This is a genomic window from Psychrobacter sp. TB20-MNA-CIBAN-0197 (assembly GCF_040309765.1).
Lineage (GTDB): Bacteria > Pseudomonadota > Gammaproteobacteria > Pseudomonadales > Moraxellaceae > Psychrobacter > Psychrobacter submarinus.
The window spans coordinates 41051-52335 of record NZ_JBEOPC010000024.1 but is presented as its reverse complement, the minus strand read 5'-3'; the positions used below and the strand labels follow the sequence as shown (position 1 = coordinate 52335).

Below are 11285 nucleotides of genomic sequence, written 5' to 3'. Positions count from 1 at the left end.
CTGCAATTTTCACTTAGACTAGAACTATTTTAGCTATCAGCAGTGCGCATTTGTGAATGTTCAACACGCCCTATTATCTACTCCTTCTTTAATCATTTATTAAGACAGTTAGCCGTTATGAAATTATATCGCCCGCATTTATTGAAGCACAGTCTGAACGTCGCCAACCGTATCCGTCAGACCGCAAGTGTCGCTGGATTATCGGCGCTGCGTGTGGCGAAAGGTGAAAAACCTGATGCGTATCTACTCAAAGAAACCTTCGAGCAATTGGGCACCACTTATATCAAAATTGGACAGTTTATCGCTAGTACGCCATCCTTGTTTCCGCGTGAATACGTCGAGGCTTTCCAAGGGTTTTTGGATCAGACCACGCCGTTGCCTTATAGTTATATTGCACAAGTATTACGCGAAGAGCTAGCGGTTGATGGCTTAACACTAGAGGAGCGTTTTGCCGATATTGAAGAGCAGCCATTAGCCTCCGCCTCCATTGCGCAAGTGCATGTCGCCCGCCTCCATAACGGTGATGAAGTGGTGCTCAAGGTACAAAAGCCTGGAGTTGAGACGATCATGCAGACCGATTTGGGCGTGCTACACGGCGTCACTAAGCTGCTTGAGCTGCTGATGCCCTCGATGAAGTTTGCTAGCATCGCGCCTATTATTGATGAGATCCGCTTGCGCATGCTCGCCGAAACGGACTTTATCGCGGAAGCCAAAAACATTCGTGATTTTCAGCAGTTTTTGAGCGTTTCAGGTAATACTCGGGTGGTTGCGCCAACCGTCTATGATGAGCTGACTACCAAGCGCGTATTAACGATGAGCCGATTACACGGCGTCTCTATGATTGATGAGCGCGCGATGCGCCAGTATTGTAATGACCCGGCGCAAGTGATGGCAGATACTTTGAATACTTGGTTTGCAAGCTTAATGCTCTGCAACAGCTTCCATGCTGATTTGCACGCGGGCAATCTGATGCTACTGACTGATGGTCGTATTGGCTTTTTAGACTTTGGTATCGTCGGTAAATTAAAAGCGCAGAGCTGGCGCGCTTGCATGGGTATGATGCAAGCGCTGCAGGATAATGACTATCGGGCGATGGCGCAGTATATGATCGATATGGAGATGACCAAAGGCGAGAATCATGTTGATGTCTCTTCGTTAGCAGCGGACTTACAGCGCATGATGCAGACGATTATGGCAGAAGATATTGCCTTTACCAGCGGTGTCCCTTTTAATACCAAAGAGCAAGCGGATGAGCTCAATAAGATGATGCTAGAGATCGTCGAAGTCGGTAAGCGCCACGGTATTCACTTTCCGCGTGATTTTGCATTGTTGACCAAGCAGCTATTATATTTTGATCGCTTTATGCGCACTTTAGCTCCAGATATGGATATGTTTAGCGATCATAGAGTTGCTATGTTAGGTCGACCTGATAGCATAAGCGAATAAAGGCAGATAGCGACGAGTTAAAGCGCCACAACATTTTTATATGGAATCTATTATATTTAGACCTCTGAAATGATATAAATATAGCAGGGTATGGACACCAAGGACGATGGGTTATGAGCAAAAACTGCAATAAACGAGCGCAGCGGTCATGGCAACGAGGATTGCTATGACGCGGGTTTGTTTCAAGTGTTTGGGTACAATGTTGGTCCGGCTATGTTAAAGGCCTCAACGCGCCGCCTGATTCCTTCGATTACCAACGAAACCGTTATCGCGTGGATAGGGCTTTATTGCCTAGCCGTGGTCATGGGTTATGGGCGTTTTTTATTTACCGCAACCTTGCCTGATATCATGAGCGAGCTTTCACTGAGCACAACGATCGCTGGATGGTTGGCATCGGTGAATTATATGGGCTATTTTATTGGTTCATTGATAGCGATGTTTGTGCCCCATCGCTTAACGTGGCGCGCCTTAATACTCGGTACTTTATTGAGTATCATCACCACTTTACTTTTGTTTTTGCCAAACTTGCCTTTAAGCCTTTGGTATGTCATCCGTTTATTCGCAGGAATTGCCAGCGGCATCGGCATGATACTAGGCTCCTCTTTTATTATCCAAAGCTTTAGTACTCATAAACGCTCCTTACTATCGACGGTGCATTATGCCGGTATCGGTGTTGGTATTAGCGCCTCAGCCATTCTGACTTGGTGGCTACTTAACCTTGATCTGCATTTTTATAGTATTTGGCTAGTGGCCGGACTGACAAGCTTACCTTTGCTGGTTTTGCTCTACGCTATTCGCCCGGATGGTGTTTCGCAAGGTAACGCGCTAAACAAAAAGCCCTCTATAAAACAGACGTATATCAATTTTAAGCGTTCGCTCTACGAGGCGATGGTGGGTCAAGCCAAAGCGGTTCTGCTATTGTCATTGAGCTATGTGTTGGCAGGGTTTGGTTATATCACCTCAGCGACTTTTCTGCCGGTAATGGCGGTAAAACAGCTACCGACGCAGACTCATGCCGGACTACTGATTTGGTTAGTGGTTGGGGTGTTTGCTATGCTCTCTAACCCGCTATGGGGCGCGCTAGCTAAGCGTATCGGCGAGACCAAAACCTTGATCGGTTTGACGCTCTTGCAGGCTTTAGGGATGTTCGTGCCGCTATGGTTTGCCGGTGCGTTTGGCTTATATATCAATGCGGCTATTTTGGGTGCGACCTTTGTCGGTATCGTCTCCATGACCTTAAATATTATAAAAAATATAAACCCCGCTTACTCTAATTTGTTAATAGGATTAGCAACTTTGGCGTATGCAGTAGGGCAGTTCTTAGGGCCGTTAGTGACTGTCGCTTTGGCTGGTGCAAAAGACAACTTCGATGCTGGATTACTAGTAGCGGGAGCCGGATTGCTGCTTGGACTGGTATTGATCTTAAGCTTTAGTCGGCAGATGAAGCAAGTACGCCAAGGCTCGTAAGCCAAAGCCGGAGCGTGCAAGTTATACAATACTGCGACAAAAGACCTCTCGCAGCTCAAAGCTAGTATGAACTTGCGCCACGCCTTCGATGCGATTCAGCCTATGTAATAAAAACTCTTCATAATGCGCCATGTCCCGTACGCGTACTTTAATCAAGTAGTCCTCAGTACGGCCGGTGACAATGCTGCAGCTCATCACCTCCTCAAAGCTTCGTATTTTACGCTCGAATTGCTCAAAGCGCTCAGCGGTATGGCGATCCATGCTAATCGCAATAAACACCGCCAGTGGATAGCCTAATTTGTATGCATCAGTTTGAGTATGGTAGCCGGTAATGATGCCGTTATCTTCTAGGCGTTTGACTCGGCGAGCACACGGGGTAGCCGAAAGGTTGACACGCTCAGCCAGTTCAGTGATGCTGATACGCGCGTCCGTCTGTAATAACTGCAATAGATGTCTATCAATCTCATCGAGAGGAAAGCTGAGTGGATGATTTTGCGTCATAGGATTATTATTCATATTAGACATTATTTACCTTAAAATTAGAGGTTTTAGCCAATTATAATTAAATGATTAAGGTTAATCACTAATATAGACAATTAATTTATCAAATTAAGCCGTATTTCACTTCGCAAACCTTGTTATTATAATGGCATCACTTTTGGTTTTGTTTTATGATAAAGCTAAGGTTAAAGCAACTAAACATTAAGGATAAGGGTAACTGCTCTTCATTGAGTCAACACTTTATCCAGATGATTTATCTATCGATCGAACTCTATTCATTTTAGGGACACCTTTTATACCGTTAAGGAACTGTTATGTCTGCAACCACCACTCGCACCGCTAAGATTACACCTAAGCATGCCGCTTTTGACTTTCGCAAGTATCGTCCCTTTGCCTTTGCGCCGCTATTATCGGATCGTACTTGGCCAAGTAAAACGATTGAAAAAGCGCCAATGTGGGCCAGTGTCGATCTGCGTGATGGTAACCAAGCCTTGATTGATCCGATGACGATTGAACAAAAAATGCGTTTTTTTAAGACCTTAGTCGAGGTTGGTTTTAAAGATATAGAGATCGGCTTTCCTTCTGCTGCGCAAGTTGAGTTTGATTTTGCTCGTCAGTTGATTGAAGAAAATCACGTACCAGAAGACGTCACGCTACAAGTATTGGTACAAGCGCGAGAGCACTTAATTGCACGTACCTTTGAGTCGTTAAAAGGTGCTAAGCGCGCTATCGTTCACGTTTATAACTCCACTAGCCGTATTCAGCGCGAAAAAGTCTATGGCAAATCGCGAGCTGAGATCAAAGAGATTGCCGTCGCAGGCGCGCAGTTACTAGTGGACTATGCTGCTAAGTATCCGGAGACAGAATGGGTGTTTCAGTACTCACCTGAGAGTTTCAGTCAAACCGAGACTGAGTTTGCAGTAGAAGTCTGTGACGCGGTTTGCGAAGTATGGCAGCCACAAAACGGGCAGGAGGTTATCTTTAACTTGCCGGCGACCGTTGAGGCGTCTATGCCTAATGTATTTGCCGATCAGGTAGAGTACTTCTGCCGCAATTTGGCCCAGCGCGAGCATGTGATTGTCAGCCTACATACGCATAATGATAGAGGCTGCGCGGTAGCCGCAGCTGAGCTTGGCGTACTAGCGGGCGCCGATCGTATCGAAGGCACATTACTTGGCAATGGTGAGCGCACCGGTAATATGGACGTCATGGTCATGGCGATGAATTTGTTTAGCCAAGGGATAGATCCTGAGCTTGATTTTAGTAACATGAGTGAGATTGTGCAGGTGGCGACCGAAAGTACGAACTTGCCAGTACATCCGCGGCATCCGTATGTGGGCGAGCTTGTCTTTACTGCCTTTAGTGGCTCGCATCAGGACGCGATTAAGAAGTCGCTCGATTATAACGAAAACCATGCTGATGAGACCGAAAACTTCTGGGATGTGGCTTATCTACCGATAGATCCTGCTCACATTGGCCGTAGCTATCAAGATGTGGTGCGTATCAATAGCCAGTCTGGTAAGGGCGGCGTGGCATACATTTTACAGCGCGATTATGGCTTTAACTTACCGCGCTGGATGCAAATTGATTTTAGTAAAGTCGTACAAAACCAAGCAGAACAGAAGGCTCGTGAATTGCAAAATGATGAGATCTTGCAGACCTTTGAGAGCACTTATCTGCAGCAAGGGGGTTTTGATCTACTCGACTATAATGTTAGCAACACAGGCGGTGAGGTCTTCTTCGATGGTCAAGTACAGATGAATGGCGAAACTGTAACTATCAAAGGCAATGGTAACGGGCCGCTGTCCTCTTTCATTGATGGCTTAGCTCATCATACCGGCAAGTCATTACACATTATCAACTATGCTGAGCATGCCATTAGTACCCAGCATGTTGATGATGGCAACGATAATAAAACCAATGCCAATGCGGCCGCTTATATCCAGCTCAATGTTGATGGTGAGGTCTATTCAGGAATTGGCACTTGTAGCAGCACCGTCTCTGCCATGCTAAAAGGCGCTTTGTCTGCTTTTGCTCAAGCGTCAGTAACGAGCGCAGCATAGGTTGTAAGCTAGAATAGACTGAGCTGCAAAGCGCTTAGCTCACAGCGTCACTACTTATTGCGTCACCCAGTAAGCGGTGGCGCTTTTTATGTTAAAGGACTTGATGCACTTGAGTGTTTAAATACTCGCTATTCGAGTACTAGTCGAGCACTAATCATCTGGTTACTGGGCATATCGATATCTATGCGTCATGAGATGTCGTTTGATGGGCTAGAAAAAGGTGAGACGCATAAAGTTACTTGTCTTTTTAACGCTAAAGATTTACGCTGAAGGTTAAAACACTCATTACCGTTTTAACCATAGGGCTAATCACCGTTTAACAACGGGGCTCATTACGACGTCAATTTAATTAAAACGCCAATGAAAATAAATAAGTAAAGGCTAATTATGGAACCCCTCTCATTTGCTTCATTTACTCTAGCAGGTATCTTGTCCACATTTCCGGCTCCTGGTCAGCAAGTTAGCCAGGCGGTGATTACCACTCATATTAGTCCAGCTATAGCAGGTCAATGGGAGATCGAGCTTGATAGCAGTAATGACGCGACTTTTGAGCGCACTATGTCCAATGCACAACAAAGCGAAAAGGCTAATATAACGTCTGATAGTAGGCTTGGCGGCATTGTAGCGCAAGATGAGCGGCGTATCGTAACGCCTAATCCTACAGTCGATAAACAAGGCGCTGATCTGGCTATGAATCTATCGGCGGCTAACGCCAAGCAGTGCCGTGAGATATATCATTTTGGGGAAGATAATGAGATGTGGGCGGTGAGTGGTGATGAATGGACGTACGGCCGTTATATCGTCACGCATATGGACACAGGACTTCCTATCATTGCGCTAAAGACGATTTATGATAATAATGAAGTAGACTGCTCAGGTAACCAAGTGGATCAAAGCAATGAAGCGTTTATCGCTTTTTTAAATCATGATGGCAATCAGATGCAGTGGTGCGCAGATCCTGAGGGTCAAGAGTGCTTTATGAACTTTAAAAAAATATTGCCCTAAGAGGTTAATGACAGTCGCTAATAAACCTTAGGGTTAGTCATTACCAAAAAAAGCCGCTATTGATAAAAATAGCGGCTTTTTTTCAATAGCTATAAGGTTGCAAAGAAGGTTAAGACTTCTCAGCTGACTGTAATAGCTCATTTTCTAGATAGTGAATGTTTTGTGCTTCTTCCACAAAGTTGTCATCTGCCAAAATAACGTCACGATGCAGTGGAATGTTAGTTTTGATCCCCTCGATGATCAGCTCATCTAGCGCGTGCAAGGTTTTTGCTATGGCTTGTTGACGGGTTTGACCATGGCAGATGAGTTTACCGATTAAGGAGTCATAATAGCTTGGAATCTCGTAACCGGGATATAGGTGCGAATCAAAGCGCACGCCAGCGCCGCTAGGGCTGTACAGCTGCGTTATGGTGCCAGGTGAGGGCGCAAAGGTTCTAGCATCTTCAGCATTGATGCGGCACTCAATCGCATTCCCTTGAATCTCAATCTCGCTTTGACGATAGGAGAGACCATAGCCTGCTGCAATCTTAAGCTGTTCGACCACCACGTCGATACCAGTAATCATCTCGGTCACCGGATGCTCAACTTGTACCCGCGTGTTCATCTCAATGAAGAAAAACTCATTATTCTCAAATAAAAACTCAAACGTACCGGCGCCGCGGTATTTTACAAGCTCACAAGCTTTTACGCAGGCTTGGAGGATAGGCGCACGGACATCATCTGGAATATCAGGAGCTGGCGCTTCTTCTAGTACTTTTTGATGACGGCGCTGTAGCGAGCAGTCGCGATCATAGAGATGAATAGCATTACCGTTACCATCGCCCAGTACTTGTACCTCTACGTGACGCGGGTTTTGTAAATAGCGCTCCATATAGACCGTGTCATCACCGAACCACAGCTCAGCCTCTTGCCTTGCAGCTTGGACTTGACCGACCAACTCGTCGAAGCGTTCAACGACGCGCATGCCGCGGCCACCGCCGCCAGCAGCCGCCTTAATCAATAACGGAAAGCCAATATTGCGCGCTTGCTCTTCGGCATTGTGCATCGTGACAGCGCCAACAGAGCCTGGCACGGTTGGCACACCGGCTTTTTTCATCGCATTAATCGCAGAGACTTTATTGCCCATTAAGCGAATATGATCGGCGTTAGGGCCCACAAAAGTAAGACCTGCTTCTTCTATTCGCTCAGCAAACTCAGCACTCTCGGCCAAAAATCCATAGCCTGGATGGATAGCATCAGCGCCTGAGATCTCTGCTGCTGTCAATATTGTATTGATATCAAGATAGCTCTGATTGGCGTTCGGTTTGCCGATACATATGGCCTCATCTACAAAGCGTAAATGCATTAAGTTAGCATCAGCGGTCGAGTAGACACCAACGGTCTCGATACCTAGAGCTTTACAGGCACGGACGATACGTAGGGCAATCTCGCCTCTATTGGCGATGAGCAGTTTTTTTATCATGAGGTCATCCTTGTCGAAGACGTTCTAGAGTAGGGTTAGTGCCGTTTTAAGCTTTGTAGCGGATAACGGGTTGACCGAACTGCACGACTTCAGAATTATCGACCAAAATCTCAGCGATAACGCCGCTTTGAGTGGCTTCTAAAGGGTTCATAATTTTCATAGCTTCGATAATACCTAAAGTATCACCGGCTTGAACCTGCTGACCCACTTTGACAAACGGTGGATCGTTGGGGCTAGGAGCAGCATAGAACACCCCAACCATAGGAGAGGTCTCAACGCTACCGGCTTTGGCTGCAGGTTTTTCACTAGCAGCTGCAGGGGCTACGCTAGCGGCTGGCGCAGCCATCATGGTTGGTGCTGGCGCATCATAGTGACGAGTTAAGCTGATATGTTCATCATCAGAACTGACCTCTAAGTTGACGAGCTCATTTTCTTCCATGAGGGCGATTAGCGTGCGTATTTTTTCAATATCCATTGTTATCAAGGCCTTATGCTTAAGTTCAAAGAATCGGGTTTGAAATTTTGTATTTATGGGGCTGACAGTCAACAAGTATAATGTTCAGTTGATCCAAACTTATCGAATGACAGTGTAACAAAGTATTTAATAAGAATGACTCATGATACCTATCTTCGCCGCAATGAGCAATCAATGTACAGTTGTTAACTGAAAATTTTTACATATTATTGACGTAATGAGTAGCGATAGCAATATAGCCTAAGTGTTATACCTCAATATCAGCCATAAAAGTCGCCACTCATCAAAAAACAGATAACTCATCACGCTTATGGCGACCAAGCTATAGTTAAGCGTCTTTGCTGATAGCGCAAACGAATCGTCAATAAGATAGAAGCCAAAAATAAACCCGTAATCAACGCCATCCAAAACCCTTGCGCGCCAGTATCAGTATAGCGCACTAAATAAATACCAAGCGGTAACGCTACTATCCAATAGCAAAACAGCGTCACCCACATCGGCACAGTCGTATCTTGCATACCGCGCAGGATACCCGCGACGTTGACCTGCCAGCCATCGAATAGCTGATAAGCTAAGGCAAATATTAATAAATGCATGGCTTGAGCGCGCACGGCTGGATTGTCAGTGAAGGCCGCGGCCAACTGAGGCCGGAATAGCCAAACGCCAAGCATAGACGTCAATGCAATCAGTACTGTCCAAATGAGACCCGTCACCTGTACATGGCGCAGGGCCAGCAAGTTCTTCTCGCCAAAGCGGTTAGAGATCATGATAGTCAGCGCCATAGCGACTGAAATAGGAATCATAAATAACTGAGAGGTAACGGCCAAAGCGACCTGATGCGAGGCGGTTGCCAACTCGCCAAGCGGACTAATAACTAGCGCCCCTAAGCTGAACAAACTGGCCTCAAAAAATATAGAAACCCCAATGGGTATACCCAGCTTCAAAAGTTTTGCGATCTGAGCACGGCTAGGCGCACTAAAGGCATAAAAAAAGCGAGTATTAGCGAATTGTGCTCGCTTAGTAAATGCGGTATACACTGCAAGCAACAACACATTGATCCAAAGGACCATAGCCGTCGCGACCCCGCAGCCTGCACCGCCCATCTGCGGCATACCATAGAGACCATGGATGAAGATGTAGTTAAGCGGAATATCAGCAAGCAGGCCGATGATACTAATAATAGTCACCGGTTCAGGCCGTCCTAAGGCTTCGCAATAGCTACGAAGTACGGCATAGACAGCGAGCGCCGGAAAGCCAAAAGAGACGCCAAATAGATATTGCGACGCTATCGGCTGAATATTCTCAGGAACGCCCATTATCGGCAGAATATTGGGCGCTAAATTAACGATAATAAACCCAATAATACCAATTGCTGCCGCTGTCCATAAAGACTGCTGCGTGATGTTTGGTACGTCGCTATGCTTATTTTGACCGACCGCTTCACCTATGAGTGGGGTTGTGGCAATCAAGATGCCAGTAGCGAGTAAGAACAGAGGCAGCCAAATGCCAGAGCCTACTGCTACGGCTGCCAAGTCAAGCGCAGACACTTGGCCTGCCATGATGGCATCGATTACTCCTAGCGACGCTTGGCAAAACTGAGTGATCAAAATAGGGAGTGCTAGTACGCCTAAACGTAGGCTATAGCTTTTGAAGTCTTTAAAGGATATTAGAGATGGCATAGTTCGCAACTGATTGGAATAAAATAACCCATCAATCCAAACGATGAATTGATGGGTCAAAAAAAAGGATAAACTGGCGCTGAAGTCAAAGTATCATCTCAACGCGAGCAAGTACTGATAATTACTGGACTTATATTAGGGCGTGTTGAACATTCGACCATGGCACTGACAGAGACTATTTTTTAGGCGATTTGCAGATAAAAAATGTAAGTATAGTCATTCTATACGTCAGTTTTTATCAATAAAGCGTCAAAAAAGAGTCCTGTCCCTGTTGTTGTCGTGAGGGCTGATGCTAAAATCGCCCTAGTCGTTGTGACTGTTTAAATAAAATCAGCTAACCAATGCAATAAGCATTACCTGCAATTTTAACGACGACTAGAACACAGCTTTGATTAACTAGTAGCGATCAGCAGTGCGCATTTGTGAATGTTCAACACGCCCTAATGTACCTACATTATAGCGCTAACAGACATAAATGATAAGCTTTCAGGCAAATCTAAAACTTAAAGCTTAATCGCCAAGTGACCTATTATTATCGTCAAAGGCTTTATCACAAAAGCATAGTTAGTCGAAGCGCTTAGTATAATAGGGGCAAACTGCCAATTGTTATAAGATATCTAAACTCTCAGCCGTATTCATAATCGCCTGCCAATGCTTAGGCTCAAGGGGTATGACCGTCAATTGCTCGCAGCCTTTTTTGAGTAATAAGGAGTCATCAAGTGCCGGAATGAACTTCAGCTCTGATAGCGGAAGTATCTCTGTAAACGCTTGCTCAAATCTTAGATCAACCATATACCAACGCGGCTGCTCTTCGGTCGCTAGCGGGTCGTAATGGCGATGCTCTGGATGAAACTGACTTGGATCTGGATAACCGGCTCTGACCACGCTCATAATACCCGCGGCACCAGAGGGCTTAGCGCTTGAATGATAAAAAATCACTTGATCGCCGACGCGCATGTCATCACGCATAAAGTTGCGGGCGCGGTAGTTGCGTACTCCGTCCCAGCATTCTGTGCCTAAACGCTGTAAGTCAGCAATACCGAAATATTTGGGGTTCGATTTCATAAGCCAATAAGCCATACATCATCCTAATTTTTATTGAGTTTTCAAGTTCGATATGAGTTTAATAAATATAGAGCTTAACTGTGCCTAACATACTGAGCTATTAGTAGGCATATTTATTGAGG

General features: G+C 45.6%; 9 protein-coding genes. 4 read left to right on the top strand and 5 right to left on the bottom strand.

Annotated features, from left to right (window positions below):
* The first annotated feature begins 117 nt into the window (after positions 1-117).
* Complete coding sequence (locus tag AAEY83_RS09015; RefSeq protein ID WP_025646878.1) at positions 118-1446, top strand: ABC1 kinase family protein; 1329 nt, start codon at positions 118-120, stop codon at positions 1444-1446.
* A gap of 213 nt (positions 1447-1659) precedes the next feature.
* The gene (locus AAEY83_RS09010) at positions 1660-2913 is read left to right on the top strand and encodes a YbfB/YjiJ family MFS transporter (RefSeq protein WP_025646879.1); all 1254 of its coding nucleotides are present in this window, start codon (positions 1660-1662) and stop codon (positions 2911-2913) included.
* A 21-nt stretch (positions 2914-2934) separates the two neighbouring features.
* On the opposite strand, the gene AAEY83_RS09005 is transcribed toward AAEY83_RS09010, so the two are convergent.
* Complete coding sequence (locus tag AAEY83_RS09005; RefSeq protein ID WP_413771579.1) at positions 2935-3429, bottom strand: Lrp/AsnC family transcriptional regulator; 495 nt, start codon at positions 3427-3429, stop codon at positions 2935-2937.
* A 299-nt stretch (positions 3430-3728) separates the two neighbouring features.
* On the opposite strand from AAEY83_RS09005, the gene leuA reads away from it, so the two are divergent.
* Positions 3729-5477, top strand: a complete 1749-nt coding sequence (gene leuA, locus AAEY83_RS09000; RefSeq protein ID WP_025646881.1) for a 2-isopropylmalate synthase — start codon at positions 3729-3731, stop codon at positions 5475-5477.
* A gap of 387 nt (positions 5478-5864) precedes the next feature.
* Positions 5865-6482 (top strand): hypothetical protein, encoded by a 618-nt coding sequence (locus AAEY83_RS08995; RefSeq protein ID WP_025646883.1) that lies wholly within the window; start codon positions 5865-5867, stop codon positions 6480-6482.
* Between the two features lie 109 nt (positions 6483-6591).
* Here AAEY83_RS08995 and accC read toward each other — a convergent pair whose 3' ends face one another.
* From accC to AAEY83_RS08975, 4 genes are all read right to left on the bottom strand, one after another.
* Positions 6592-7944, bottom strand: coding sequence for an acetyl-CoA carboxylase biotin carboxylase subunit (gene accC, locus AAEY83_RS08990; protein WP_025646884.1), 1353 nt, complete (start codon positions 7942-7944; stop codon positions 6592-6594).
* Positions 7945-7990: 46 nt separating this feature from the next.
* The gene (accB, locus tag AAEY83_RS08985; protein WP_025646885.1) at positions 7991-8419 is read right to left on the bottom strand and encodes an acetyl-CoA carboxylase biotin carboxyl carrier protein; all 429 of its coding nucleotides are present in this window, start codon (positions 8417-8419) and stop codon (positions 7991-7993) included.
* A 308-nt stretch (positions 8420-8727) separates the two neighbouring features.
* On the bottom strand, positions 8728-10098 hold the full coding sequence (locus AAEY83_RS08980) for an MATE family efflux transporter (RefSeq protein WP_025646886.1): 1371 nt from the start codon (positions 10096-10098) through the stop codon (positions 8728-8730).
* A gap of 606 nt (positions 10099-10704) precedes the next feature.
* Positions 10705-11178, bottom strand: coding sequence for an EVE domain-containing protein (locus tag AAEY83_RS08975; protein ID WP_025646887.1), 474 nt, complete (start codon positions 11176-11178; stop codon positions 10705-10707).
* Between the last annotated feature and the right edge of the window lie 107 nt (positions 11179-11285).

Bases quoted from the DNA above. Each gene is read 5' to 3' on its own strand.
- AAEY83_RS09010 (WP_025646879.1), top strand. From the start codon at position 1,660: ATGTTAAAGGCCTCAACGCGCCGCCTGATTCCTTCGATTACCAACGAA.
- AAEY83_RS09015 (WP_025646878.1), top strand. From the start codon at position 118: ATGAAATTATATCGCCCGCATTTATTGAAGCACAGTCTGAACGTCGCC.
- accC (WP_025646884.1), bottom strand. From the start codon at position 7,944: ATGATAAAAAAACTGCTCATCGCCAATAGAGGCGAGATTGCCCTACGT.
- accB (WP_025646885.1), bottom strand. From the start codon at position 8,419: ATGGATATTGAAAAAATACGCACGCTAATCGCCCTCATGGAAGAAAAT.
- leuA (WP_025646881.1), top strand. From the start codon at position 3,729: ATGTCTGCAACCACCACTCGCACCGCTAAGATTACACCTAAGCATGCC.
- AAEY83_RS08980 (WP_025646886.1), bottom strand. From the start codon at position 10,098: ATGCCATCTCTAATATCCTTTAAAGACTTCAAAAGCTATAGCCTACGT.
- AAEY83_RS08995 (WP_025646883.1), top strand. From the start codon at position 5,865: ATGGAACCCCTCTCATTTGCTTCATTTACTCTAGCAGGTATCTTGTCC.
- AAEY83_RS08975 (WP_025646887.1), bottom strand. From the start codon at position 11,178: ATGGCTTATTGGCTTATGAAATCGAACCCCAAATATTTCGGTATTGCT.
- AAEY83_RS09005 (WP_413771579.1), bottom strand. From the start codon at position 3,429: ATGAATAATAATCCTATGACGCAAAATCATCCACTCAGCTTTCCTCTC.